This window comes from Erwinia sp. PME.40.26/001 (assembly GCF_055556675.1).
Window position 1 is genome coordinate 120,475 of sequence record NZ_JBVHNP010000004.1, and the last position, 26,122, is coordinate 146,596.

The 26,122-nt window shown below is 57.8% G+C and carries 27 protein-coding genes; 12 read left to right on the forward strand and 15 right to left on the reverse strand.

Going from position 1 to position 26,122, the window contains the following annotated elements; genetic code table 11:
* Positions 1-43: 43 nt before the first annotated feature.
* The 7 genes from ACZ3HG_RS13425 to ACZ3HG_RS13455 form a co-directional block, all read right to left on the reverse strand.
* The gene (locus ACZ3HG_RS13425; RefSeq protein ID WP_465333014.1) at positions 44-1,630 is read right to left on the reverse strand and encodes an ABC transporter ATP-binding protein; all 1,587 of its coding nucleotides are present in this window, start codon (positions 1,628-1,630) and stop codon (positions 44-46) included.
* A 4-nt stretch (positions 1,631-1,634) separates the two neighbouring features.
* Positions 1,635-2,444: an ABC transporter permease gene (locus tag ACZ3HG_RS13430; protein WP_465333015.1), complete on the reverse strand. Its 810-nt coding sequence runs from the start codon at positions 2,442-2,444 to the stop codon at positions 1,635-1,637.
* A gap of 70 nt (positions 2,445-2,514) precedes the next feature.
* Entirely contained in the window at positions 2,515-3,504 is a 990-nt protein-coding gene (locus tag ACZ3HG_RS13435) for an ABC transporter permease (RefSeq protein WP_062745227.1), read from the reverse strand.
* Positions 3,505-3,510: 6 nt separating this feature from the next.
* Positions 3,511-5,055: an ABC transporter substrate-binding protein gene (locus ACZ3HG_RS13440; RefSeq protein ID WP_191933541.1), complete on the reverse strand. Its 1,545-nt coding sequence runs from the start codon at positions 5,053-5,055 to the stop codon at positions 3,511-3,513.
* Between the two features lie 60 nt (positions 5,056-5,115).
* Positions 5,116-6,018, reverse strand: coding sequence for a homocysteine S-methyltransferase family protein (locus ACZ3HG_RS13445; RefSeq protein WP_191933542.1), 903 nt, complete (start codon positions 6,016-6,018; stop codon positions 5,116-5,118).
* Between the two features lie 205 nt (positions 6,019-6,223).
* Positions 6,224-6,640: an RcnB family protein gene (locus ACZ3HG_RS13450; protein ID WP_465333016.1), complete on the reverse strand. Its 417-nt coding sequence runs from the start codon at positions 6,638-6,640 to the stop codon at positions 6,224-6,226.
* A gap of 167 nt (positions 6,641-6,807) precedes the next feature.
* Entirely contained in the window at positions 6,808-7,239 is a 432-nt protein-coding gene (locus tag ACZ3HG_RS13455) for an OsmC family protein (RefSeq protein WP_062745214.1), read from the reverse strand.
* Between the two features lie 129 nt (positions 7,240-7,368).
* Between ACZ3HG_RS13455 and ACZ3HG_RS13460 the strand changes: the two genes are divergently transcribed.
* Positions 7,369-7,548: a DUF2158 domain-containing protein gene (locus tag ACZ3HG_RS13460; protein ID WP_191936368.1), complete on the forward strand. Its 180-nt coding sequence runs from the start codon at positions 7,369-7,371 to the stop codon at positions 7,546-7,548.
* 137 nt (positions 7,549-7,685) lie between these two features.
* On the opposite strand, the gene ACZ3HG_RS13465 is transcribed toward ACZ3HG_RS13460, so the two are convergent.
* The 4 genes from ACZ3HG_RS13465 to ACZ3HG_RS13480 all read right to left on the reverse strand — a co-directional run bounded on the left by ACZ3HG_RS13465 (position 7,686) and on the right by ACZ3HG_RS13480 (position 12,929).
* Positions 7,686-8,945 carry a c-type cytochrome gene (locus ACZ3HG_RS13465; protein ID WP_425459653.1) on the reverse strand — a complete coding sequence of 420 codons (1,260 nt, stop codon included), beginning with the start codon at positions 8,943-8,945 and terminating at the stop codon, positions 7,686-7,688.
* Between the two features lie 4 nt (positions 8,946-8,949).
* Entirely contained in the window at positions 8,950-10,719 is a 1,770-nt protein-coding gene (locus ACZ3HG_RS13470; protein ID WP_191933544.1) for a GMC family oxidoreductase, read from the reverse strand.
* Between the two features lie 104 nt (positions 10,720-10,823).
* The gene (locus tag ACZ3HG_RS13475; RefSeq protein ID WP_062745205.1) at positions 10,824-11,549 is read right to left on the reverse strand and encodes a gluconate 2-dehydrogenase subunit 3 family protein; all 726 of its coding nucleotides are present in this window, start codon (positions 11,547-11,549) and stop codon (positions 10,824-10,826) included.
* Positions 11,550-11,903: 354 nt separating this feature from the next.
* Complete coding sequence (locus tag ACZ3HG_RS13480; protein ID WP_465333017.1) at positions 11,904-12,929, reverse strand: LacI family DNA-binding transcriptional regulator; 1,026 nt, start codon at positions 12,927-12,929, stop codon at positions 11,904-11,906.
* A 165-nt stretch (positions 12,930-13,094) separates the two neighbouring features.
* On the opposite strand from ACZ3HG_RS13480, the gene ACZ3HG_RS13485 reads away from it, so the two are divergent.
* Positions 13,095-13,193, forward strand: coding sequence for a YoaK family small membrane protein (locus ACZ3HG_RS13485; RefSeq protein ID WP_137268681.1), 99 nt, complete (start codon positions 13,095-13,097; stop codon positions 13,191-13,193).
* A 2-nt stretch (positions 13,194-13,195) separates the two neighbouring features.
* Here ACZ3HG_RS13485 and ACZ3HG_RS13490 read toward each other — a convergent pair whose 3' ends face one another.
* From ACZ3HG_RS13490 to ACZ3HG_RS13500, 3 genes are all read right to left on the reverse strand, one after another.
* Positions 13,196-13,834: an SMI1/KNR4 family protein gene (locus ACZ3HG_RS13490; protein WP_191933547.1), complete on the reverse strand. Its 639-nt coding sequence runs from the start codon at positions 13,832-13,834 to the stop codon at positions 13,196-13,198.
* Between the two features lie 87 nt (positions 13,835-13,921).
* A complete protein-coding gene (gene ymcF, locus ACZ3HG_RS13495) occupies positions 13,922-14,134 on the reverse strand; it encodes a cold shock small protein YmcF (RefSeq protein ID WP_423244822.1) in 213 nt (70 codons plus the stop codon).
* 5 nt (positions 14,135-14,139) lie between these two features.
* Entirely contained in the window at positions 14,140-15,081 is a 942-nt protein-coding gene (locus ACZ3HG_RS13500; protein WP_465333018.1) for a LysR substrate-binding domain-containing protein, read from the reverse strand.
* Between the two features lie 144 nt (positions 15,082-15,225).
* Between ACZ3HG_RS13500 and ACZ3HG_RS13505 the strand changes: the two genes are divergently transcribed.
* From ACZ3HG_RS13505 to ACZ3HG_RS13535, 7 genes are all read left to right on the forward strand, one after another.
* Positions 15,226-15,867 (forward strand): ankyrin repeat domain-containing protein, encoded by a 642-nt coding sequence (locus ACZ3HG_RS13505; protein WP_191933549.1) that lies wholly within the window; start codon positions 15,226-15,228, stop codon positions 15,865-15,867.
* The gene (locus ACZ3HG_RS13510; protein ID WP_191936364.1) at positions 15,860-17,248 is read left to right on the forward strand and encodes an amidohydrolase family protein; all 1,389 of its coding nucleotides are present in this window, start codon (positions 15,860-15,862) and stop codon (positions 17,246-17,248) included. Before ACZ3HG_RS13505 ends, ACZ3HG_RS13510 begins: the two co-directional genes overlap by 8 nt.
* 89 nt (positions 17,249-17,337) lie before the next feature.
* Positions 17,338-17,697, forward strand: coding sequence for a copper resistance protein (locus ACZ3HG_RS13515; RefSeq protein WP_191933551.1), 360 nt, complete (start codon positions 17,338-17,340; stop codon positions 17,695-17,697).
* A gap of 47 nt (positions 17,698-17,744) precedes the next feature.
* Complete coding sequence (locus ACZ3HG_RS13520; protein WP_465333019.1) at positions 17,745-19,775, forward strand: protein-disulfide reductase DsbD family protein; 2,031 nt, start codon at positions 17,745-17,747, stop codon at positions 19,773-19,775.
* A complete protein-coding gene (locus tag ACZ3HG_RS13525; RefSeq protein ID WP_191936362.1) occupies positions 19,772-20,491 on the forward strand; it encodes a DsbA family protein in 720 nt (239 codons plus the stop codon). Before ACZ3HG_RS13520 ends, ACZ3HG_RS13525 begins: the two co-directional genes overlap by 4 nt.
* The gene (locus ACZ3HG_RS13530) at positions 20,488-20,988 is read left to right on the forward strand and encodes a protein disulfide oxidoreductase (protein WP_191933554.1); all 501 of its coding nucleotides are present in this window, start codon (positions 20,488-20,490) and stop codon (positions 20,986-20,988) included. The genes ACZ3HG_RS13525 and ACZ3HG_RS13530 overlap by 4 nt, the downstream gene beginning before the upstream one ends.
* A 132-nt stretch (positions 20,989-21,120) precedes the next feature.
* Positions 21,121-21,795, forward strand: coding sequence for an SDR family oxidoreductase (locus ACZ3HG_RS13535; RefSeq protein ID WP_465333229.1), 675 nt, complete (start codon positions 21,121-21,123; stop codon positions 21,793-21,795).
* Here ACZ3HG_RS13535 and ACZ3HG_RS13540 read toward each other — a convergent pair.
* The gene (locus ACZ3HG_RS13540; protein ID WP_342354644.1) at positions 21,781-22,104 is read right to left on the reverse strand and encodes a cupin domain-containing protein; all 324 of its coding nucleotides are present in this window, start codon (positions 22,102-22,104) and stop codon (positions 21,781-21,783) included. The two genes, ACZ3HG_RS13535 and ACZ3HG_RS13540, sit on opposite strands and share 15 nt — an antisense overlap.
* A gap of 317 nt (positions 22,105-22,421) precedes the next feature.
* On the opposite strand from ACZ3HG_RS13540, the gene ACZ3HG_RS13545 reads away from it, so the two are divergent.
* From ACZ3HG_RS13545 to ACZ3HG_RS13555, 3 genes are all read left to right on the forward strand, one after another.
* On the forward strand, positions 22,422-23,444 hold the full coding sequence (locus ACZ3HG_RS13545) for a sensor domain-containing diguanylate cyclase (protein WP_191936360.1): 1,023 nt from the start codon (positions 22,422-22,424) through the stop codon (positions 23,442-23,444).
* A gap of 390 nt (positions 23,445-23,834) precedes the next feature.
* Positions 23,835-25,340, forward strand: coding sequence for a dGTP triphosphohydrolase (gene dgt, locus ACZ3HG_RS13550; RefSeq protein ID WP_465333020.1), 1,506 nt, complete (start codon positions 23,835-23,837; stop codon positions 25,338-25,340).
* Positions 25,303-26,109 carry a hypothetical protein gene (locus ACZ3HG_RS13555; protein ID WP_465333021.1) on the forward strand — a complete coding sequence of 269 codons (807 nt, stop codon included), beginning with the start codon at positions 25,303-25,305 and terminating at the stop codon, positions 26,107-26,109. The genes dgt and ACZ3HG_RS13555 overlap by 38 nt, the downstream gene beginning before the upstream one ends.
* Positions 26,110-26,122 lie beyond the last annotated feature (13 nt).

Here is a 26,122-nt window from a genome sequence, read left to right on the forward strand (position 1 = left end):
AACTTTATCCATTCCCGGTTTCTTTCGTGTTTATTTTCTGCCGTCAGGTGACGGGGGCGCTGGCCTCCGCTAACCATCCCGGCCGCATTTCCGGTACGGAGCGCAGCAGTCGGGCGGTGTAATCATCCAGTGGGTCAGTGAACACCTGCTCCAGCCGCCCCTGCCGTACCACCCGACCGTGACGCAGCACCATGACCTCATCCGCCACCGCCCTGACCACGTGCAGATCGTGAGTGATAAACAACAGCGACACCCCGGTCTCTGCCTGCAACTTTTTCAGCAGTACCAGCACGTCGCGTCCGACCAGCGGATCGAGGGCCGAGGTCGGTTCATCGCAGACGATAAGCGATGGTTCTACCGCCAGCGCGCGGGCGATGCAGACGCGCTGTTTTTGCCCCCCGGAAAGCGCATGCGGATAGCGCCCGGCGAACAGCGGTGACAGCCCGACTTTTTCCAGCAGCTCTGTCACCCTGGCTTCGCGCTGCGGCGCGGAGAGTCCCGTCAGGCAGACCATAGCCCGCTCGATCTGCAGCCCGATGGTCAGACGCGGATTCAGTGCCGTATCAGGGTGCTGATGGATCATCTGCACCTGCTGCATCTGCTGCCGCGAACGCTGGCGTAACTGCGGCGGCAATCGCTGGCCGTTAAAGGTGATCTCGCCCTCAGACGGAGACACCAGCCCGCAGACCGCCCGGCCAAGCGTGGACTTGCCCGCCCCGGACTCGCCGATCAGCGCCAGCGTGCGTCCGCGCCCGATCGCCAGCGTTACCGCGTGGATCACCGGGTCATCGTGATAGTGGATACTGATATCGCGCGCGCTGAGCAGCGGCAGTGTCGCACTGCGTGGCTCATGCGGCTCACCGTGGCTGTGTAACAGATCTCGGGTGTAGGCTTCGGCAGGCTCTGCCAGCAGGGTCGCCGTCTCACCGCTTTCCACCTCACGGCCGTGCCGCAGCACCATAATGCGCTGACTGAGCTGGGCGACCACCGCCAGATCGTGGCTGATATACAGCGCGGCCACGCCGGTTAACCGAATAACCTGCTGGATGGCCTTCAGTACTTCCAGCTGGGTGGTGACATCCAGCGCGGTGGTGGGCTCATCAAAAACAATCAGCTCCGGCCCGGCGCAGATGGCCATCGCGATCATCGCCCGCTGAAGCTGACCGCCGGACACCTGGTGAGGATAACGATGGAAAAAGGCCTCTGGCTGCGGCAGCTGCAGCTGGGCAAAGATCTCCACGGCGCGGCGGATAGCGTTCTGCCGGTTAAAGACGCGGTGACGGAGGGCACTTTCAATCACCTGTTCGCCGATTTTTTTCGCCGGGTTAAACGCGGCGCTGGCCGACTGCGCCACATAAGCAATTTTTGCCCCGCGGATCCTGCGCCACTGGCGCTCAGACAGTCCGGTGAGGGCCTGCCCGGCAAAGTGGATCTGCCCGCCGCTCAGGGTCATGCCATGACGAAAGTGGCCGAGCACCGCCTGACCGATCGTCGACTTGCCGGCCCCTGATTCTCCGATCAGCCCCAGTACCTCACCTTTGCGCAGGGTAAAGGAGATATCGTCTACCAGCACGGCATGACCGGCGGTGACACGCAATTTTTCCACGCTTAACAGCGGCTGTTCATTCATAGTTCTACTCCTGCCAGCTACGGGTATGCTGGCTTAACAGCCAGTCAGCAACGCTGTTTAACGCCAGCGCCAGCACGGCAATGGCCGCGCCGGGGATCAGGGCCGCCCATACACCAAACAGGATGCCGTCTTTATTATCACGCGCCAGCCCGCCCCAGTCGGCGGTCGGTGGCTGAATGCCCAGCCCGAGGAATGACAGCGCAGACAGAAACAGCAGGATAAAGATAAAGCGCAGGGCAAATTCGGCCACCAGGGTGGTAAAGGCATTCGGCAAAATTTCACGCCACAGCACCCAGCCAGGGCGCTCACCGCGCAGGCGGGCAACTTCAATAAACTCCTGAGCGGCAATATCCAGCGCCAGGGATCGCGCCACGCGCAGCACGCGGGTCGACTCCAGAATCCCCAGTACGGCAACGATCACCGGGATGGTCTTTGGCAGCATTGCCAGCACGACCAGCGCCAGGATCAGCGTGGGGATGGCCATCAGAATATCGTTGAGTCGGGAGATGACCTGGTCAACCCAGCCCCGGTAATAACCGGCCAGGAAACCCAGCGACGTACCGATGGCAAACGCCAGCAGCGTAGCCACCGCGCTGACGCTGAGTGAGGTCCGCGTGCCCCAGATCAGGCGGGACAGCAGATCGCGCCCGAGATTATCCGTCCCCAGCCAGTTTTCGGGGGTCACGCCGCTCCAGGCACTGCCTACCACCTCGCCGGGCGCATAGGGGGCCAGCCACGGTGCCAGCAGCGCGACCAGAACAAACAACACCAGCGCGGTGGCACCGGGGAGCACAGCAAGTTTCAGCCTAAACATCCACATCAGTTCCTTGTAAAACCCCACCGGCCTGGTTCAGCACCCGCAGAGGATAAAGCATCGCTATCGGTTAGCGGCTGTGGCGCAGGCGCGGATTGGCCAGCAGAGTGACCAGGTCGGCCAGCAGATTCAGCAGAATATAAATACCGGCCAGCAGCAGTGCGCAGTCCTGGATCACCGGAATATCGCGCTTGCTGATGCTGTCCACCATGTACTGGCCGAGGCCGGGATAAACAAAGACGTTTTCGACGATCACCACGCCCACCATCAGCCAGGCGAGATTTAGCACGATGACGTTGATAATCGGCCCCCAGGCGTTGGGCAGGACATGGCGGAACAGAATGGCAGAGGGCGACAGCCCTTTCATCAGTGCAGTGTCGACATAGGCCGCATTCTGCGCGCTGACCAGCGCGGCCCGCGTCATATTGCTCATATGGCCGAGAATGGCAAAGATCAGCGTCATACACGGCAGGGCTATCGCCAGCAGCCTGTCGCCGGGCGACATACCGTCGGCAACGCTGCTGTTGCTGGGCAGCCAGAACAGGGTAATGGAGAAAACCAGGATCAGCAGATACCCCGAAAAGAATTCCGGCAGCGACACCGCCGCGCGGGTAAACAGGTTCAGCAGACGGTCAATCCAGCTTCCCTGATAGCGCGCCGAGACAAAGCCAATCGTTAGCGCCAGCGGCACCGCGACGATGGCGGTGAAAAAGGCCAGCGACAGCGTATTGGCCAGACGATCCAGCAGCACCGGCGCTATCGCTTCCCGGCTGGTAAAGCTGTGGCCGAAATCGCCGCGCAGTACCCCGCCCAGCCAGCTGAGATAGCGGCTTACCGCAGGCTGATCCAGCCCCAGCTGCTGATTCAGTGCCGCCACCGCCTGCGGCGTCGCGGACTGGCCGAGGATGGCCGTCGCCGCATTACCCGGCAGCAGCTGAATACCGGCAAAAATCAGTATCGACACCAGCCACAGCATCACCACGCCCGCCAGCAGACGCTGCCCGGTCAGTTTTAACAGAGGAAAGTGGCCCTTCCCCCGACGTTCACGGAGTTCACTCATCAGCGCTTATGCAAACCACACTTTTTCTGCCGCGCGATTACCGCTCATGGTAAAGCCCGGAATGGCCACAAAGCCCTGAATTTTACTGCTGGCGGCATCCAGTGCATCGGCATACAGCGGAATGATTTCGCTGCCCTTCTCCACCAGCATGACCTGGATATCATGGTAGATCTGGCGGCGTTTCTGTTCGTCCTGTTCGCCGCGTGCGGCCGTCACCAGCTGATCAAACGCCGGCTCCTTCCACTGTGACTCATTCCAAGGAGCGTTACTGGTGAAGACCAGCGACAGGAGCGCATCTGCCGTCGGGCGCAGCGACCAGTTGGACGAGACAAACGGCTTTTTCATCCAGACATTATCCCAGAACGCATCGTCCGGCACGCGTTCGACCTTCAATGGAATGCCCGCCCGCTCAGCGGAATTCTGATAGAGCTGTCCGGCATCCACGGCCCCCGGGAAGCCCGCCTCAGCGACAGATAACACCAGAGGGCCACTGAAGCCGGCTTTCTGCCAGTGATATTTGGCTTTTTCCGGGTCATACGGACGCTGTGGAATATCTTTGGCAAAGTACGGACTGGAAGGGAAGATCGGGTTATCGTTTGCCACCGTGCCATAACCGCCGAGCACGGTTTTGATCATCTGTTCGCGATCGATGGCATATTTCAGCGCCAGACGACCATCCAGGGAGTTAAAAGGTGCGGCGGTTGCCAGGCCCGGGAAGGTGAAAATCTGGCTGTCGCGCGAGCGCAGCAGCTGGATAGACGGCATATTTTTCAGGCGGTCAACAATACGCGGATTCACACGGTTAATCAGATGCGCAGAGCCGCTGGCAAGGGCCGCGACACGCGCCGTGGAGTCACTCATCGCCAGCGTTTCAACCGAATCCACGTGCCCACGGGCCGGGTTCCAGTGGTTCGGGTTGCGCTTCACCAGCGCACGCACACCGGGCTTAAAGCTTTCCAGAATAAACGCCCCGGTGCCGATCCCTTTATCAAAACTCTCATTCTCTGCAGTGATGGCAAAGTGGACATCACTCAGCAGCGCAATAAATTCGACGTTCGGCTCTTTCAGCTTAATCGTCACCTGATGGGGTGCCGTAGCTTCCAGGGATACCACCGGTTCCAGATAGCCTTTCACTGAAGAGCTGGATTTTTCATCACGATGATGGTTAAGCGAATAGACCACATCTTTTGCCGTCAGGCTGCGGCCATCATGAAACTGTACGCCCTGGCGAATCGTCAGCACCCAGGTCTTGCTGCCGTCGCTGGTCTCCCAGCGCTCGGCCAGCGACGGGGTGATTTTGCCGTTTTCATCGACTTCAGCCAGGCAGTTGAACAACTGGGAACCAACAAAGTACATATAGGATTCAAACCAGAACGCCGGGTCAAGACGGTCGGTACTGGAGCCGTTATCCATGCCCACAATCAGGTGGCCGCCTTTTTTTGGCGTGGCGGGCACGGTTTCCGCCGCCCAGAGAGAGTGCAGCGGCAGGCTGGAACAGGCTGCGGCGACAGAGAGAGCCCCGGTAGTTTTGATAAAGTCGCGACGATTCATAATGGTGTGTTTCCTGATTTTTATTGTTGTTTTCCGCCACAGCGGTAGAAGATCGGGTGTTTACTTCAGTGCTGATGCCAGGCGTTGAATATGCTCCGGGCCAATACCGCAGCAGCCGCCGACCAGCGTCGCTCCCGCAGCCACCCACTCCTGTGCCCAGTGCAGATAACCTTCCGGGTGAGTATCTTTACGCAAACCACTCAGGCCTTCATTCGCGCCACCGCCGTTACTGCCGTGCTCGAACGCATTAGCATAGACACCAATACCCGCTGGCGACCCCAGTCGCTGCAGGGCTGCTGCCGCCTGCTCTATCGCTGACAGCATCACTTCCGGGTGGCTGCAGTTAAACAGGATGTTTTCTGCCCCCAACGCCACCGCACTGGATACGGCAGCGTCGATGCTCTCCCCGGACCGCAGAGTGCTGGCTGGACGGGGATGATCAGGGTCATCATGTAAGCTAAATGACAGCCACAGAGGCTGAGGCTGGGCCGCCACGGCCTGCTGTATGGCGTCGGCTTCTGCAATGGAGCTGATGGTTTCCCCCAGCCAGACATCCACATACGGGGTCTGGGCCTCCACCAGCACGCGATGGATTTCCAGTGCGCGCCCGGCGTCAAAAAGATCGGGACGGTAAGACCCCAGAGCCGGTGGCAGGCTGCCCGCGACCTGAACCGGATGGGCAGCGGCATCGGCCGCCTGCCGCGCCAGCTGTCCTGCCAGAGCGGCAAGACGTTGACCATCGGCGGCAAAGCGTTCGTCACCAATATGGAAGGGCACAACAGCATAACTGTTAGTGGTGAGCGTTTCTGACCCGGCAGCCACATAGCTGTCATGGACCTCACGCACGCGCTCCGGCGCCTCATACAGCGCCAGCGCCGACCATTCAGGCTGACGGAAAGGCGCTCCCACACGGGCCAGTTCGCGTCCCATTCCGCCATCGAGGATCTTAATATGCTGCGTCATCGGCCTGTTCCTGTTCAGATTTGTCTACTGCCTCCATGCTACACAAATCGATGGCTATATGTCCAGACGTCTATAAGGCGAAATACGGGATAGTTAATATTGGCAGAGGATAATCATTGCAGACGATAGGTTGGGGGGAACTGCGCTCAGAAAGAAACAGGGTAAGGCAGATTGCCGGTGGCGGGATGCCACCGGCGGGAGTGCATTAATGGAGACCTGATAAATTGCCCAACAGGATCGCGGTGATCACCCCCGTCGCGGCGGCAATCAGCACGTAGTTGCCATCAACATAGGCCCAGTGCACGCCGTGGGGCGGTTCATACAGCCCGCGATCGCGCCAGTCATCAACGCGGTAATCGTCTCCACGGAAGCGTTCCGGGGCCGGGTGACCGCGACGGAAGTCATGACCGTTCCAGGCAAAGTGGTCACGCTCCTGCGGACCACCGCGACGGCGATCGTCACGATCGTCATGACGGTCACTGTGACCGCGGTGCTCCTGTCCGCGATCCTGCTGCCACTGGGGCTCAGGACCGCGACCCGGGCCATCGGCAAAGGAGAGGGTGGAAAAAAGAGTGCTTGCTGTGAAAAGGCTAATCGGTAAAGTCAGTGTTGTTTTTTTCATATTCGTATCCTCAGGTTGCTCACGGCCTGCTCACTGCCGCACAACAAATATCGGGGATACTGCAACACTTCCCTATCTCACGAACTCCTAAAACCCGCTGGTTAGCGCTTTTTTTTCACCGTCTTAACGCAATCCTTACCCTGCCCGCTGAGCCCGCCCGGTCAGGCTTAGTTTTCCAGCTGATAGTCGAGGGTGATCTCAGCGCTGAGCAGTTTTGACACCGGGCAACCGGCTTTCGCCTGCTGAATAATCGTGTCAAACGCAGCTTTCTCAATGCCTGGCAGTTTCACCTTACTTTGCAGCGCCACTTTGGTGATGGCAAATCCGCCATCTACCTTATCCAGTGACACATCGGCGGTGGTATCAATGCTTTCCGCCGTATGGCCGGCATCGCCCAGCATCAGTGAGAGCGCCATGGAGAAACAGGCAGCGTGCGCAGCCCCAATCAGTTCTTCCGGGTTGGTTCCTGCTTTACCTTCAAAGCGCGTGTTAAAACCATAAGGCTGCTGGCTTAATGCCCCACTCTCGGTTGAGATGGTGCCTTTACCCTGCTTGATATTGCCTTCCCAGTGCGCCTGTCCTTTCTTATGAATGGTCATTGTTTATTCTCCGGTTATTTAACATCAGCTACCAGTATAGCCACCGTGCCAGAGACTGCGGAAAAATAGCCCACTTGCAGAATATTCCGGGCTGACAGACACTGTCAGTCCCCCTGTCAGGAGAAGATCATGTTTAAACCAGACGATTTTGTACAGTCAAAAACCGGCGGACCCAAAATGCAGGTGCTGCGTGTCGACGGCGCAACGTTGTACTGCGCCAGGGTGAATGATGCGGAGAAAAAAGAGGTGGCGGTAGCCGCTGATTCGGTCAATCTTTATCATGAAGAGGGCGATTTCGGCGTCTGCTGAGATCGTTCATTAATCAAAAGGGGCGACCGTCAAAAGGTCGCCCGCTGATAAAGACTCAGAACACTAACCCGCAGCTTATCGCGGGGTTAACAGCCACTGTTTTCAGAAGAGGGGGGCAATAAAATAACCGGTACGGGTTATTTCTTCAGACTCTCCCTCACCTCTTTCACCTGCCCTGCGCTCACCGCATCCGCCTTGTTACTCCAGCCCTGACGAATAAAGGTCGCCAGCTGTGCCACCTCATCATCGCTCAGACGGCTGGCGAAGCCCGGCATCACCAATGTGGACGGTGCTTTCGCCGTAGAGGGCTGCTGCGCCCCGGCGAGAATGGTGTGGATCAGGCCGGTCGGATCACCGGCATTAACCAGTGTGCCCTGGTCCAGCTCCGGGAAGATACGCGGCGCGCCCTTACCGGTGACAAAGTGGCAGGCCCCACAGTTATCCAGGTAGAGACGCTCGCCAGTGGTCAGGTTTTTTGCCGCTGTCAGCTTCGCTTCGGTGGCACTCACCGTCCGGTCAGGGGAGGCCGGTACCGCAGGATGACCGCCGGTAAACTTCAGGTAAGCAGCGATCGCGTTCAAATCCGCCTCCGTCATCCACGAGGTACTGTGTTCGATTACCGAGGTCATCTCCCCACCCACAGCGGCCTTGTCATTACGCCCGGTTGCCAGATAATCCACGGTTTCCTGTTCGGTCCATTTTGGCAGGCCCCGCAGCGACGGAACTTCCCAGCCGTTCAGGTTACCGCCGGAGAGGAACCTGCTGTCGCTGCTGTCGAGTGCTTTCTCGTTCATGCCAATGCCGCGCGGCGTGTGGCAGCTGCCGCAGTGGCCGAGGCTTTCCACCAGATAGGCCCCGCGATTCACCTCTGCCGTGGCCCCGCCAATTGGCCGGAACGGCTCATCGCTGGCAAATGCCCAGTTCCAGAAGCGCATGCCCCAGCGCTGGCTGAACGGGAAGCTGAGATCGGTCTCCGGCGGCTGTTCGGCGCTCGGCTTCACGCCCTGCATAAAGTAGGCGTACAGCGCGTGCATATCCGCATCGGTGATTTTAGCGTAAGCCGGATACGGCATTGCCGGATACAGGCGGGTACCATCCGGCAGCACACCTTTGCGTACCGCATCGGAGAACTGCTGCTCGGTATAGTCACCGATACCGTGCTGTTTATCCGGGGTAATATTTGTGGAGTAAATCGTGCCCAGACTGGATTCGATCGCCAGCCCGCCGGAGAACGCCGGTTTCCCCGCTACCGTATGGCAGGCGCCGCAGTCGCCCAGGCGCGAAATATATTCACCCTGCCTGACCAGGCTGTCGTCAGCCTGTACCGAGGCAGCAAAGGCCCCCGCCAGCAGCACGGCGTTGGCAAGCAGCAGGCGTTTAAAGTTCATCATCGTCATCTCCTTATGCCTGCACCATCGGGCCGGGGTTTTTCAGGTAGATCTCTTTGATCGCCTGCGCGGCCATCAGGGTGATCGCACCGATGGTATCGGTCGGGTTCGCCTGGAAGTTCTGCGGGAAGGCGTTACCACCCGGCACAAAGACGTTATGCACATCCCAGCTTTGCAGGTATTTATTCAGCGCCGAGGTCTGCGGGTTGTCACCCATCACCGCGCCACCGACGTTGTGCGTTGACACGTATTTGGTCAGGTCAAAGTGGGCGTCCATCGGCAGGAAACTTTCACTGTAGCTGTCCGGATTCAGCTCTTTGGTGATATCGCTGACGATGCCTTTCAGGTGTTGCTGTAATTTCAGTTCGTTCTGTTTCCAGTCGAAGGTCATGCGCAGCAGCGGGTAGCCGTAGTCATCGGTGTAGTTCGGATCAAGGTCGAGATAAATATCACGATACGACATGCAGGTGGTGGTAATGCTGATCTTCATTGAATGGCCGTACCACTCTTCCATCCCCTCTTTCCAGCCGGTTCCCCAGGCGGGTGTGCCTTTTGGCAGTGCGGTGCTGATCGGCGTCCCGGTGGCCTGTGAACTGTGGATCTTGGCACCACCAATAAAGCCCAGCCCCGGGCCGTCAAAGTTACCCGGCGAGATATCGTTAAACATCTGTCCGGTCGCCCCGGCGGTGGCAAACGGGTTAAAGTTTTTATCTTTAAAGAACAGCGTGGCACCGCCGTTGCTGAGGAAAGCGTAGTTACGGCCAATCACCCCGTCTTCCGTGATCGGATTATACGGTTTGCCAATGCCGGACAGCAGCATCAGCCGCACGTTGCAGAACTGGAAGCTGCTCAGAATGACGATTTTCGCCGGCTGGAAGCACTCGTTACCGTCTTTGTCGATGTAGATCACCCCTTTCGCGGTTTTCTTATCGTCATGCAGTACCACCTTCATCACGTTGGCGTGGACTTCATAGGAGAAGTTATCCATCCGCTTCAGGGCATCCATAACCGCCGTCTGTGGTGAGGCTTTGGAGTAGTTCAGGCAGGGATACTTACTGCAGTAGCCGCAGTAATTGCACGGGGCAATCTGGTTGCCGTACGGGTTAGTCCAGGCGCGGGATACACAGGCTGACGGGTTCGGGAACGGGTGATAACCCAGTTTTTTCGCCGCCTTCACAAACATCGTATTATTCAGCGTATCGTCCAGCGGTGGCAGCGGGAACGGATTCGCGCGCGGCCCCTCAAACGGATCGCCACCTTCGAGGATCTGGCCGCGCAGGTTGCCGGTCAGGCCGGACTGCCCGCAGATCATCTCAAACTTCTCGTAATAGGGTTCGATCTCTTCCCAGCTGAACGGGAAGTCCATAATGCGCATGTCGTCCTGCAGCACACCCGGGCCGTAGGCCTGGTCAGCGTAAGTTTTCAGCTTGAGATCGGTTGGCGTTGGACGGATCAGCACCGCCGTCCAGTGCAGGCCGGAACCGCCCACGCCGTTACCCGGGCAGAATGCGCCCCATTTACGGGTCGGCAGCGCGGTCTGACTCATATTGTAACGCACGGTCACCGCCGCTTCGGCCGGGGTGGCCATCACTTTGTTTCGCACCGCATAGGCGTATTCATCGGCCGGTTTCGGGTAGGCGAACTCTTCATAACCCCGATCGGCACCGCGCTCCAGCGCGCGGACTTTCAGCCCGGCCATCGCCAGCTCAATACTCATCAGCGAGCCAGCCCATCCCAGCCCGACAACAACGACGTCGACTTCTTCTTTATTAATTTGAGACATATTTAACCCTATCAACCCTTATCGTTTCGCGTGCAGGCGTCTTAGCGCCAGCGCAAAGTCGTGGGGGTGTCATTGACAAAAAAACGAACAGACACTCAGCAAACTCAGGCGCGTTCGCCCTTAATGCTGACCGGGCCTAAGGGATACGGGATGTTGTGCTGCTTCACCCATTCCAGATAGCTGGCACGCGCGCCGGGGAAGCCAATGGCAATCCAGGCTTTCATCCCTTTATTGCCGCCGTACATCGGGTCAGAGAGATAACCATGCTTGGCATCGGAGAGCAGACCGCTGAAGAACTGGGAGGCTTTCAGGTCAGGCTCGCCAAGATCGGCGAAGTGGATATCGTTTTTTTGCAGCTGGGTCAGGACGCTGTCTTTATCCTGCTGGTTAAGCTGATGGAAAGGCTTCTGATGGTGCTGCAGGCACCACTGATGAGTCAGTTTGATGCCGGTCTTGTAGATTTGCTGCGGACGGAAGGGGATCTGATACCCCATGGTGGCCGGTGCCTGGGGATTAAACGGCCCTTTCATATAGATCTCATCACCCAGATCGGTATGCATCTGCTGGTCGATAAAGATCGGCACATTGGTTTCCAGTGCCCCTGGAGCTTTGCCTTTCCCTCCGGCGGGGATCAGGCTGTCACAGGCGGCCAGAATAAACTGCCATTCATCGCTGCTGAAGAAGATCGGCTGGTAGTCTGCCAGTTCCGGGGCGGCCATTTCGGCAGCCTGGGCGGCAGTCAGTCCCTTAAAGACCATCTCACCCAACGGCAATGCCAACAGCGACCCGAGTAAGAACTTACGGCGGGTGGTTTCTTTTTGAAGGAGCATTTTTACGACTCTCACACACTGAGAAAATGGCATCCGCGCAGCGGATGTCATTAAGGTTAAAGAACTGTTTTTATCTGTTTACATTGCCGCAATCTTAACCATACAAAGATGTCAAAATGTAAAAATTGGAGTGATAATGTTTAAAGTTAAGAGCAGGTATTTCTCCTAACATTTCATAACAATGCCATCATGAAGTGCAGGGGTTAAAGGCGGGGATTTAGCAGAAATTCGCGCACGGGATGGTAAAAAATGCAGGGAAATCCCGCATAATTAGTTTTTATCAGAAATAATAACCACAAGAAATAAAGTCATATAATTCTTGATTCATCCCGCCGGGTTTGACGGTCACTGGCCCTAACCGGAGTCCCTTACTTTGAGGGTAAAGCCGAGATCGATCACCAATTCGGCCGGTGCCTGGCCCTCAATTTTATCGGCCAGCAGGGTCGCCGCCTCTTCGCCCATCTTCACCCGGTCAATCGCCACGGTGGTGATCGACGGCCGGTTCGCCGCCGCGAAAGCAAGGTCACCAAAACCAATGACGGCCAGCCTCGCGGGGACGGCCAGTCCGCACGCCTCCGCTTCCATGATCACCCCCTGGGCCAGGGTATCTGAGCTGCAGATAATGGCGTCAAACCGTTCTCCCCGCGCCAGCAGCTGGCGCATGCCCTGCCTTCCGGCATCAAGTGAGGTCGGCACCGGCGCATTGACGCCGCGTATGCGGCAACCCGGCTGTCCCTGCATCACATCAGAGAGTCCCTTACGCCGCTGCAGGGCACGCCGATCGCTCGCCCAGACCAGCCCGAGATTGAGATAACCTTTTTGCAGGCAGTAGTGCCCCAGCTGCGTGCCAATCTTCTCATGAGAGAAGCCCACCAGCATATCCAGCGGTGTCGGGGTCAGATCCCATATCTCCACCACTGGCAGGCCAATATTCAAAATGGTTTTTCTCAGCTCGGGGCTGTGATGAATGCCGGTCAGCACTATGCCATCGGGGCGGCGCGAGAGGATAGTCGCGACAATGGAGGCTTCATTATCGGCAGAATAGCCGGTGATGCAGAGCAGCATATGGTAGCCACGCTGCGCCAGCCGATCCCCCAGCGCCTGCACGGTGTCGACGAACATACTGTTATTAATCTGCGGCACCACTACGGCGATCAGGCGGCTGCGCTTTGATGCCAGCCCCCCCGCCAGCATATTCGGGATATAGCCGGTGGCCTGTATGGCCTCCATCACCCGGGCCACGGTTGCCGGGCGCACCACCTGCGGCTTATTAATTGCCCGGCTGACGGTCATCGGAGAGAGCCCGGCCACCCGCGCGACATCCTCCAGCGTTGGATTTTTACTGACGGCGGCCCCACGTCCCTCATCATGATTTTGCATCGGCTTCCCGGCGGCTAAAATGTTTGCGCTATCATTTTCGCATAAAACCCTGCGGTGAAACAGGGATCGGTGGCCGTGTCGGGCAGCACGATGAATATGTTACACTCAGCCGCGCACGGGAAGCTGACTTCCCGCTTTCCCTTACCCCACTGAGTGTGAAATGCCATGAATAAAAGAGCGATTGCCCCTACCCTGATTTTTATTGCCGCGATGGCATTTCTGGTGTGGTTTATTGCCTCTGGCGCAGCGATGCCGGGTAGCTGAGATCAGGACGCGGAAGGATCCAGGGCAACCTGTGAGCCGTCCGGCCGGTCGCGCATCTGTACGGCAAACAGCGCACGGGTGCGCATGGCATCCACACTGCGTACCGCATGAAGGTTATCCGGCACAAATTCCCCACCCAGAATAAACGGGATTTTCGGCAACAAACGGTAACCCGCAGGCAGTGCCCCGTGCTGATCCTGCCAGTCCTGCGCCAGCGGATAACCGGTTAATACTGAATAGTCTTCAAGGATCAGGGCACTCCAGTGCTCAAGGCTTTCGGCCATCCAGCTAAACTCGCCGGTTTCCGGTTCGAAGCTGAACACGCCGCCCTGCCGCAGGCAAAACTGCACGCCAAAGATATCTTCCGCAAAGAACAGCGCGTCACGCGCCAGATCCTGGAAAGCCTCTATCCACAGCTCAGGCTGGTTCCACTGCTGCAGGCCGGGTTCATTTTCCACCGCCTGCCACGGAAAGATATGCAGGGCAGAGACAAAACCATAGCAGCCGTTTTTCGCGGTCAGCAGTTGGCGAAGCTCTCCGACCAGCGCGGGATCTGCCGTCGTGATGATGGGCATATCCTGCGGGGTGGCAGCCAGGCTGTCACTACAGAGGGAGAGGAGTTTTTCAGTTGAGGTGGTCATCATACGGCCCTGGGATATTGACGGTTAACGGGGATTAGCCGCTAAGGTTAACATCAACAACAGGCCTGGGGAAAACGCTCGACGGGTTTAGTTTTGTGCTGTGCTCGCGGGACGACAAACCATCTGGGCTTTACAGAAAATGCAGTTGGCACCATGGGGATTTTTAGCGGTGATACTGAAAGGCGAAAAGCGGAACTGGCAGCCGTGACAAGACGGACACTGATATTTAATATTTTGGATAATAGACCTACATATTTTTATTTTAAGAGAAAATTTGGTAATGAGCGTTGAAGTTAACACAGTTTTTACATTCCGTCTGTTTTATCTTCGCGATGCAGCAAATCCTGATACAGCGTGCTTAAGGCTCCCCCCACCAAAAACTGCTGCCTGATCCACTGCGTGACCTGACCGCTGGCCGGTTCCCGGGTGACCAGCAGCAGCCGGGATGCCGGTCGGGGATTCCTGACCTCCCGCGTTACCAGCGCGTCGCCCGCTTCCCTGACAAGGTAGTCCGGCAAAAATCCGATCCCTTCCCCCAGAATCTGACACTGACATTTCGTCTGGAAGTCCGGCACCAGAATAACCTCCTGCCCGTGGAGCAGCCAGCCAATACGCTGATTCAGGGTAAGGGCCGTGTCCGCGACCATAATATTGGTAAAGCGCCGCAGTGCGTTTTCGCCAATCGGCTGCGGCAGCACCGCCAGTGGATGATCGGGCGCAATCGCGAACTGCCAGTGTACGCTGCCTATGTCGGCACACGTAATGCCGCCACCCTGCGGCGGGCTGTCCGGCGCGCCGATAGCGATGGTCGCCTGGTGATGGATAAAAGCATCCCAGACGCCATTGTAAACCTCATGAGTGACGGTCACCTGACAGGTGGGAAAGGCCTTTTTCAACAGCTGTAGCAGGCGCGCAGTGTGGCGGGGCGTAAACAGCAGATGATTGATGCAGATACGTACCCGCGACTCCACGCCCCGGGCAATGGCATCCACTCCCTGTTTTATTGCCCCAAAATCCGCCAGCAGCGCCAGCGCTTTTTGGTGAAAATAGTGGCCTGACTCCGTCAGCTCAACGCGGCGGGCGTGGCGTATAAAAAGCGACACCGCCAGACCGGACTCCATGCGCTTAATGGCGTAGCTGATGGCAGAGGTGGTCACGCCCAGCTCAATAGCGGCCTGGCTGAAACTGTGGCAGCGCACAACCGCCGTGAATACCTGCAAATTTTCTTCGTTAAATATCGAGTTCACGCGGCGTTTCCTCCTTCACTCTGCGTTGATTATTATTCAACAATAACCCCATCTGGTGTGAATTATTTTTAAACGGATACCTCCGGGTTTTACAGGCTGTTATTGTCTTACGATGGATTATCACTCGCCTGTCAGGGAAAATTTATGCCCTCTGCTCACGCTTATTCGCCCTCTGCCGCCCGCGCGCTGCAGGAACACTTTCTTGATGCCGCCCGTCAGGGTGACCTGGCTGCCCTGCAGGCATGCCATGCCCAGGGCGTCGACCTCAACACCATGACCGTGCAGCGCACCAGCGCGATAACACTGGCGGCACAGCTTCAGCACTATGACTGTGTGGCCTGGCTAATGCGCGCCGGAGCAGATATAAATCAGCAGGATAATACCTGCCTGAACCCGTTTCTTATCGCCTGTCTGAATAACGATCTCCGGCTGCTACGGCTGCTGCTGCCCGCCTCGCCCGACCTGAACTGCCTGACCCGCTTTGGCGGCGTCGGCCTGACGCCAGCCAGTGAGAAAGGCCATGTGGAAATCGTCCGCGAACTGCTGACCCACACCGCTATCAACGTGAATCACACCAATTTTCTCGGCTGGACGCCGCTGCTCGAAGCCATCGTGCTTAACGACGGCGGCCGCGACCAGCAGGTGATTGTTCAGCTGTTGCTGGATAACGGTGCCAGCCCGCATCTGACCGATAAATACGGTAAAACCCCGTTACAGCTGGCGCGTTCGCTCGGCTATGACGCGATTGCCACACAGCTTATTCACGCAGGAGCCCGCGATGACTAATTCCGACCCGCAACGCCGTACCTTCCTCAGCCACGGCAGCAAACTGCTCGGTGCCTGCGTCCTGCTGGGCGCTGGCAGCCCGCTGGCCGTGGCCGCAGGCAGTCACTCCCCTTTCAGGCAGGAAAAGACGATATCGACCCTCAGCGCCCGCCATTACTATCTGGATAACGTGCTGCTGGAAACCGGCTTTGACTATCAGGACGGGGTTGCCGTTGCGACCCGGACGGCACTGCACTGTCTGGAGATCAACGACGGCAAAATCGTCGCCCTGCGCGCCGGCAACCAGCGGCCGGATAGCAGCTTGCCGCACGCTGATGCCGGAGGAAAACTGCTGCTGCCCGCCATGCGTGACATGCACATTCATCTGGATAAGACTTTCTACGGTGGCCCGTGGCGCGTGCAGTCCCGCCCGGCGGGCACCACCATTAAGCAGATGATCGCGCTGGAACATCAGCTACTGCCAGAGCTGGCACCGCATACCCGGGAGCGGGCCAATAAGCTAATCGATCTGGTACAGTCGAAAGGCTCCAGCGTGGCCCGCAGCCACTGCAATATTGAACCCGTTTCCGGTCTGAAGAATCTGGAAAATCTGATGGCGGTGCTGGAGCAGCGCCGCAGTGGCTTCAGCTGTGAGATCGTCGCCTTCCCGCAGCATGGCCTGCTGCTGTCAAAATCTGAACCGCTGATGCGTGAAGCCATGCAGGCGGGTGCCCACTACGTCGGCGGGCTCGATCCCACCAGCGTGGACGGCAATATGGAAAAATCCCTCGATACGATGTTCCAGATCGCCGTTGACTATAACAAGGGCGTGGATATCCATCTGCACGAAACCACCCCGGCGGGCGTCGCTGCTATCGATTATATGATTGACCGGGTGGAGCAGACCCCGCAGCTGAAGGGAAAACTCACTATCAGCCATGCGTTTGCTCTGGCCACGCTCACTCCGCAGCAGGTGGCAGAAACCGCGCAGCGCATGGCGGCACAGCAGATCAGCATCGCCTCGACGGTGCCGATTGGCACGCTGCATATGCCCCTGAAGCAGCTTCAGGATAACGGGGTTATGGTGATGACCGGCACCGACAGCGTCATTGACCACTGGTCGCCGTATGGCCTCGGCGATATGCTGGAGAAAGCCAACCTGTACGCTCAGCTGTATGCGCGTCCGGGGGAACTTCCGCTGTCGCGGGCGCTGGCTATCGCCACCGGTAACCGCCTGCCGCTTAACGAGCGCGGCGAGCGCGTCTGGCCCATGGAGCAGGATGAAGCCAGCTTTGTGCTGGTTGATGCCTCCTGCTCGGCGGAGGCCGTGGCGCGTATCTCGCCGCGCACCGCCACCTTCCATCGCGGAAACCTCGTCTGGGGTGCGCTTAACAGGGCGTAATCCGCTGGCAGACAAAAGTTTACACGCGTAACCATTGTCAAACGCGGCTGTCTGGTTAAGATAGTCGCACTTAATGAATGGGGCGGGTGATGACAACTCGGCAACGCAAAGCAACGGGCTTTCTGATCCTCGCCTGTCTGGTCATACTGATCTGTATGGCACAGCGCGTGGCGAGCCTGCACGTCCTGTCCCCGCCATCCGTGACGGCCAGTCTCAGCGTTATCTCCCCGGACAGCGATGAAAGCGCCCCGCTGACCCCCTGTGAGGTAAGCGCCAAAACCCTGCTGGTGGTCCCTCCCCTGCTGTTCGACGGTGCCGTTCCTGCGCCCAGTCTCCTGCTGGCGGTATTAGCGCTGCTGTGCACGCTGCCATTCAGGTTTCCCCCGGTACGTGCCCGTCGCGCACCGCTGTTACGCATCCATCTGATCAACTGCAATTTCCGCGAATGACAGACCGCTTCCCCCGGTTCTGACTTTTTCATTTACGGAGAAATACCATGTTTACGCTTATCAGGGGCCTTGTCTTCCTGCTGCTGTTCTGGCTGCCTGCGCTTCAGGCGGCCGACAGCGGCTGGCTGCAAAACCCTCAAAACAGTCACGCGGAGGTGCGCCTGCGTACCGATGCCTCACAGCCCGACCGCACACGACTGCTGCTGGATATTCGCCTGCAGGACGGCTGGAAAACCTACTGGCGTTCGCCGGGCGAAGGGGGCATCGCTCCCGCCATTCGCTGGCAGGACGGCATCACCGGAGCACACTGGTTCTGGCCGGTTCCACAACGCTTTAACGTCGCCGGGATCAGCACTCAGGGCTATCATCAGCAGGTATCCCTGCCGATTGAACTGCCTGCCCCGGCCCCCGCTTACCTTGCCGGGACGCTGACACTATCGACCTGCAGTCACGTCTGCATCCTCACGGATTACCCGTTCAGCCTGAAGATGTCTGCATCCGCAGACCCGGCATTCGACCATGACTATGCCCGGGCCATGGGCACAGTGCCGATTGAACACGGCCTGACGGATCGTATTACCGCCGGTTACCGGCAGGGTGAACTGCAGATTGTGGCCGACCGTCAGAATGGCTGGCAGCAGCCGGCGCTGTTCCTTGACGGGCTTGCCGGCAGCAGTTTCGGCGAACCACGTTTTACCCTGAACGGATCTCAGCTGGTCGCCCGCGTGCCGGTCAGCGATGAGTGGGGCGACAGCGCGCCGGACCTCAGGGGTAAAATCCTGTCGCTGGTGCTGGCGGACGGCGGTCTGGCGCAGCAAGTCAGCCTGCCGGTGGAAACCAGTACAACGCCACCTGCGGCAACCCTGCCGCTGTGGCAGATGCTGCTGATGGCGCTGGCCGGGGGCTTTATTCTCAACCTGATGCCCTGTGTGCTGCCGGTACTGGGCATGAAGCTGGGCAGTATTATCACCGCCACTCAGCGCGACCGCCGCAGCGTGCGGCTACAGTTCCTCGCCTCCAGCGCCGGCATTGTCGCCTCATTCATGGCGCTGGCGCTGCTGATGACGGCGCTGCGCCTGACGGATCGCGCCCTCGGCTGGGGCATCCAGTTCCAGAACCCGTGGTTTATCGGCTTTATGGTGCTGGTGACGCTGCTGTTCAGCGCCAGCCTGTTCGGCCTGTTCCACCTGCGTCTGCCCTCCGCGTTCAATACCCGACTGGCCACCCGGTCAGGGCACGGACTGAGTGGACATTTCTGGCAGGGCGCATTTGCCACTCTGCTGGCCACGCCCTGCTCTGCCCCGCTTCTTGGCACGGCGGTGGCCTTTGCGCTGGCAGCCCCGCTGCCGCTGCTGTGGGTGATGTTTGTTGCGCTTGGCACTGGCATGAGCCTGCCCTGGCTGCTGATCGCAGCCTGGCCCGCACTGGCACTGAAGTTACCGCGCCCCGGCCGCTGGATGAACGTGCTGCGCATCCTGCTGGGCTTACTGATGCTGGCCTCCTGTTTCTGGCTGGTTAGCCTGCTGGTCAGTCATATTGGTGCTACCGCCGCGCTGACTGTGGCTGCCGTTATCGCGCTGATACTGCTGGCCAGCCTGGTAAAACAGTGTGGTATCAAACTCGCAGCGATGGTCACCGCACTCCTGCTGGTGTGTGCGGGCGGCGTACTGCTGACCGGTGTCCTGAGTAACACTCCGGGTAAAAGGGCGTTGCAGGATCGCGTTAACTGGCAACCCTTGTCAGAACAGGCCATCCGCCAGGCGCTGGACGCCAATAAGCGGGTATTTATCGACGTTACTGCCGACTGGTGTGTGACCTGTAAAGCCAACAAATACAACGTACTGCTGCGGGAAGATGTGCAGCAGGCGCTGCTGGCTGACGATGTGGTGCCCCTGCGCGGTGACTGGAGCCGGCCTTCCGAAACCATCACCCATTTTCTGCAACAGCGCGGCAGCGTGGCCGTGCCGTTTAATCAAATTTATGGACCGGGTGCTCCCCGGGGCGTGGTGCTCTCGCCGCTGCTTGACCGGACTACCCTGCTGAAAACCCTGAATGATGCCAAAGGAACTGAACAATGAAAAAATCCCTGATCGCTCTGCTACTGGTTGCCACCCCGCTGTGGGCCGCCGCGCCCTTCACCCCGGAACAGGAGGCGCGTATTCAGCAGATGATCCGCGAAACGCTGGTGCAAAATCCGCAGATCCTGGCGGAAGCCGCCGATGCTTACGATAAGCAGGCGCAGAAACAGCAGGCCGACGTCACCGGCCAGGTGATCGCACAGAACCGCGCCGCACTGTATGAAGATGCCGGTTCGCCCCGCCTGGGGGCAAAAGACGCGAAGCTGACGCTGGTGGCGTTCACTGATTACAACTGCCCGTACTGTAAGCAGTTCGATGGGCTGCTGGAAAAGCTTGTGCAACAGTACCCGGACGTTGCCGTGGTGATTAAACCCCTGCCGTACCGTTCGGAAAGCTCGCTGACCGCCGCCCGTGAGGTACTGACGCTGTGGCGGCAGCAGCCGGATCGCTGGCTGGCACTCCATCAGCGGCTGATGGCGAAAAAAGGCTACCACGACGACGCCAGCATCAAAGCAGCGGAACAGAAGCTGAACATCACTCTGGCGCAGCCGGACAGGCAGAGCCTGGAGACAGTCAACACCAATCTTAAACTGGCGCAGCACCTGGGCATTGAGGGTACACCGGCCACGCTGATTGGCAACCGCCTGCTGCCCGGTGCGGTCTCCTATGAGCAGCTGGAAAGTCTGGTGAAACAGCAGCTGGCGCAGACGCCATGAGCCGTATGAAGCGCTGGACGCGCGATCTGCTGCTGCTGGCGCTGCTGATGGCCGGGCTGATGTGGGTGATGGACCAGTGGCGCGCGCCACAGGCCCCGCTGGCCTTTGCTGATCAGCCACTCCATACCCTTGACGGGCAGGAGGTTACGCTGAACACTCTGAGTCAGGATCGCCCTTTGCTGGTCTATTTCTGGGCCAGCTGGTGCGGTATCTGCCGCTTTACCACGCCGGTAGTGGCCGGGATGGCGCAGGACGGCAGCAACGTGATCGGCATTGCGCTCCGCTCCGGGGATGATGAAAACGTCCAGCGATATTTGCAGGTGAAGCAGTATCAGATGCCGCTGGTTAACGACCCGGAAGGCCGCCTGTCGGCTCACTGGCAGGTGAACGTCACGCCAACCCTGGTGATCATTGATAAAGGCCGGGTGGTGAGCACCACCACCGGCTTTACCAGCGGCTGGGGCATGAAGCTCAGGCTGTGGTGGGCAGGCCGATAACCCTCAGAGTGGAGGGAGAGATCCTCCCTCCTCTCCCCATCAGGCACCGGGCGATCGGGCGCGGTGCCCTCTTTTTGCTATGCTTTTGCGTAAGATCATCCTACTGACCCCCGCTGACATAAGGCAGACCCCATCATGACATCTCCACAGGCTTTAATTATTGGCGCTTCACGCGGCATCGGTTCAGGACTGGCAACCACTCTGGCCGATCGCGGCTGGCACGTGACCGCGACCACGCGTAACGAGATCCCCGCCAGCACCGCCGCTCTCCGCTGGCTGACGCTGGACATTAACCTGCCGGAACAGCGCGATGCGCTGAAGGGCGAACTGGCAGACCAGCAGTTTGACGTGATTTTTATTAATGCGGGCGTTTATGGCCCGGATCACCAGACGCTGTCGCGCACCAGCGACGACGAAATGCTGGCACTGTTTCAAACCAACACTTTTTCGCCGGTGCGCTGCGCGGAAATACTGTTGCCACTGGTTAAGCCACGCAGCGGCATCCTGGCGCTGATGACCTCGCAGCTGGCCAGCCTGAATGAAAACCCGGATGCCACCTACCCGCTGTATGCCGCCAGTAAAGGGGCACTGAATATGCTGGCACGCGGCCTGTCGGTGCAGCCCGAAGCCCAGGATAAAACGCTGCTCTGCGTACACCCCGGCTGGGTCCAGACCGATATGGGCGGCAAAAGCGCCCCCCTGACGGTGGCACAGAGCGCGGGCGGCATTGCCGACCAGCTGGAAGCATGGCGCGGTAAGGGCGGCCATCACTATATTGATTACAGCGGTAAGTTACTGGCCTGGTAACGGCGCTTCAGCATCAACCAGCAGCAGCGTTCCGCTGCTGCCGGGCAGCACCCGATGCGGGCTGCCCGGCGGTATCACAACATAGTCCCCGCTTTTCAGCACCACGGCCTGCCTGTCTATTTCCAGCGTCATCTGCCCCTCGATCACCACCAGCAACTCGGCAAAATGCTCATGCACTTCCTCAGGTATCCCCTCTTTCCCCATGCGGATCAGCTTCACATTCGCCTGTCCGATCCGACTGAGGATGACCGACTGCCACGCCTGCGGTAGCGCCGCTGCTCCGGTTAATAATGATGTTGCCTTCAGCACAGCCCCTCCTTTTTAGTGCCTTTATAATAAGCGCTATTGATACCTGAAAGACGGCATCAGGGGATGTAAGATAATCCGCTAAGCTTTTGCAGCAGGCTGTTATCTGCCAGGACAGATTTATGGCAAACTCTTTTCTTTTTGCCCGGTTTCTCAATGTTTTCCTCTGCCCACCGGTGATAGAATCAGCAACGCGGTACAGAGGGGAATGCGCCCCACGAATCACACCGATAAAAAATAATAACAACGCGTTAGCGCTCTCTGACATGACAGCCTTTGCACGATTTATCCTCCACTTTACGACCCGGGAACTCTGACCTATGAAGGAAAATTTGATTGAGCGCATCTCGACCGCGCTGGGATCGGAAAAAACCCTCGAAGGATTTGTGCGTCAGCTGCTGGAAATGCTGGAGCTGGTGACCGAGATGGAGTCCACCTATCTCACGCGGATCGACGAAGAGGGTAACGAACAGCATATCCTGTATGCGCGTAACAGCAGAAAAATGCAGATCCCTGAAGGACTGACGGTACCGTGGCAGGATACGCTGTGTAAACGCGCCCTGGATGAGGGACGGCGTTACACCTGTGAGGTGCCTGATATCTGGGGGGATTCTGACGCGGCCAGAGCGCTGGGGATCACCACGTACGTCAGTACCCCGGTTGTTATGGGCGACGGCACACTGTTCGGAACGCTGTGCGCGGCCAGCGCCCGCAGGCAGCCACTGTCTCAGCGCGGCGAGCAGGTTCTTCAGCTGTTTGCCGAGCTTATTTCACAGTATCTTCGCAAAGAGCAGCTGCTGGAAGAGTTGCAGGACGCCAACGCCACGCTGACCGCAGCCAGCTTCACCGACGAACTCACCGGGCTGCCTAATCGCCGCGCGGTGTTTGCCCGTCTGCCCGCGCTGTTTAGCCATGCGCGCAATGACACCCATCACCTGCTGGTCGCGTTTATCGACCTGGACGGGTTTAAGGGAATTAATGACCGCTACGGCCACCAGACCGGGGATGAATTCCTGCGGGCTATCGGCCGGCGGCTGAAAGAAGTGACCCGGCATGACGACGTGCTGGGGCGTCTGGGCGGCGACGAATTTATCCTTGCCACGGCTGTTGCCTCGCAGGATGACACCGCTGCCGCCACGCTGAAGCAGCGTATCTCGGCGATCCTGAGCGGTAGTTATCAGCTTTCTGCCGCGAAAATAGAGTATGCCGGTGCCAGCATTGGCCTGGTCAGCGTGGACCCGGCCCTGAGTACGCCGGACAGTGCGGTGCGGGATGCCGATGCCGCCATGTATCAGGACAAAGACCGACGCAAACAGAATCTGGCCTGCGGTCAGGGGCTTTAGTGACATAGGTGGTGACCTGCCTAAAGTTTCAGGCAAAAGGACCGATGTAAGTAGCATTCATCCTGAACCGTTCGGACCTACTATGTACCTGATTAAACCCGCAGAGCTGATTCTGCTGTCAATAACCCTGGCATACTGTCTGGCTACCTACCTCTGGTTCTAGCGCTCAATGGATGAGGCCCCCGCTAACCTGATGGCATAATGCTTCAGCCCCGGCAAAACGTAACCGACCCCTGCGTCGGTTTTTTTATGGCTGTTTTACGAATATAAACCTCGCAGAATACGAAATAAATGCGACCCTTATTCCGATAATTATTCCTTTAAGCCAAAGAAATAGATTGCCTAACTGAAATTTGGTAGCGTTACTTTTTTGCAAATATCAAGGATACGATGATGCAATGGCAACAGCTCCTCTGTAGTGCCCGCCGTAAAGATAAAGAAAAGATCACCCCGCCTGAGACCGATTCCGCGCGTCATTCGACTCGCCAGGGACGCCAGGAGATCGAGCGTGACTATGATCGCCTGCTCTTTTCTGCCCCCACGCGCCGCCTGGCCGACAAAACCCAGGTATTTCCCCTTGACCGCAATGACAGCATACGGACTCGCTTAACCCATTCACACGAAGTAGCCAATTTTGCCCGTGGCATAGGTATGCGGCTGGCATTTGATCTGAAAGAGGAAATTTTTGGTCCCCTGGATAATATCTGCGTCGAGCGCGATATTCCGGCCCTTCTGGCAGCTATCGGTTTAGCCCATGACTTAGGCAATCCGCCCTATGGTCATCAGGGTGAGGCCGCAATGCGGACCTGGTTTATCCGCCACCTTGCTCCACTGGTCAACAAGCAAGATGCCTTCTACAACGATTTCTTTCATTTTGACGGCAACTCACAAACCTTTCGTCTGGTGACAAAACTACAGATCCTCAACGATCAGTTCGGACTGAATCTGACCTACGCAACGCTGGCTGCCCTGATCAAATACCCCCGTTCCTCCTACACCACGAATCAAACCCCGTGGAAAAAACACGGCTTTTTTTATTCTGAAGCCAAGGTGGTTGAAGAGGTCTGGGAAAAAACCGGGCTAAAAGAAGGGGTGCGTCATCCACTGACCTACCTGATGGAGGCCTGTGACGATATCGCCTATTCCGTGCTGGATGCTGAAGATACCGTCAAGAAAGGACTTGCCTCCTATCACGATCTCATCAGCTTTCTTCAGTGCTGGCATAACGGTGATGAGGTTATCGACGCGCTGATTAGCCAGACGGAATTAAAAAATCGCCAATGGGACACCCATACCAATGGGCTCTCTCCCGCTGAGCTTAACGATATGAGTATGCAAATGTTCCGGGTCTATGCCGTCAGTACCCTGATCAATGCGACCGTTGACGCTTTCCGGGATTATCACCACGTGCTGATGCAGCCTTGTTGTACCTTTGAGGACTTAATGAGGGTCAGCCGGGGCCATCAGCTATGTGAAGCGCTGAAAGAGTTCGACAGAACGCGGGGCTATCGGCATCGTTCCGTTCTGGAACTGGAGCTGAAGGGTTCGAACTATATTCAGGGACTGATGGATATGCTGTGGCTCGGCATTCACGGGCATAAAACACCGACAGAAAAAAAAGAAGATAATAAGCGTGCCCAGTGCGAAGCCGGCTTTACCCCACTGCCTACGTATCGCTCAGACACCCCTTTTGGCCGTTACGCTTATGGGCGCATCTCAGAAAATTACCGGCGTATTTTTGAAGATCCCCATAACCCCCTGCCCCGGCTGTACAAAGAAGCACAGCTGCTCACCGATGCGGTGGCAGGGATGACGGACAGCTATTTGATGGACCTTCATGATGAGTTAAAATCGCTCTATGAATACGAATGTGGTCAAAAGCCAGAAGCATCTTAAACGCCGTATCGAACGCTTTTTCCTTTGTCGCAGTGAAGGTCAGGCTGCCAGGGTGTTAATCGACGCGCTGGCAGCGCACAGCCGCGCATGGATTTTCGGCGGGATGATCCGCGATATCGGGCTTTTTGGTCGCAAAGGATTTACTTCTGATATTGATATCGTGGTCGACAGCAACCACGAGAACTTATTACAGCTTCTCTCTGCCCTGGGGGTTTCCCAGCCAGCACTGACCCGTTTTGGTGGCATCCGTTTTCGCTATCACGCGATGGACTTTGATATCTGGTGCCTGTCCGACACCTGGGCTTTTAGAGAAAATCTGATCCCGCTGGAAAATGCGAACAGCCTGTTCAAAACAACGCTGATGACGTGGGATGCGATCCTCTATGACGTTAACAAACGTCAGGTGATCAGCCCGGACAACTATCTGGACGATCTGAACGACCGGCGTCTGGAACTGGTTTTTGGCCAAACGCCTAATGAAACCGGCTCACTGATTAAGATCCTTCGGACTATCTACAATAAGCGCGTGGAAGTGCTGGGGCCTGGGCTTTGTCAGTATCTCGCACAACGACTTGGGCAGGTTGAGTTCGAGCTGCTGTGGCGCTATGAAATGACGCATTACCGCACAAACTCTTTCAGCGCCGACCAGATTACCGAGCTGATGCGCTATCTGGATCGGGCCAGCCCGACGTGCGATCTCAAGATCAACATCAATCAAAGAGAATGTCAGCTGGCGTTTCAATTTAACGATCAGCAAGGCAAAGGATGAGATGTGCGGATTA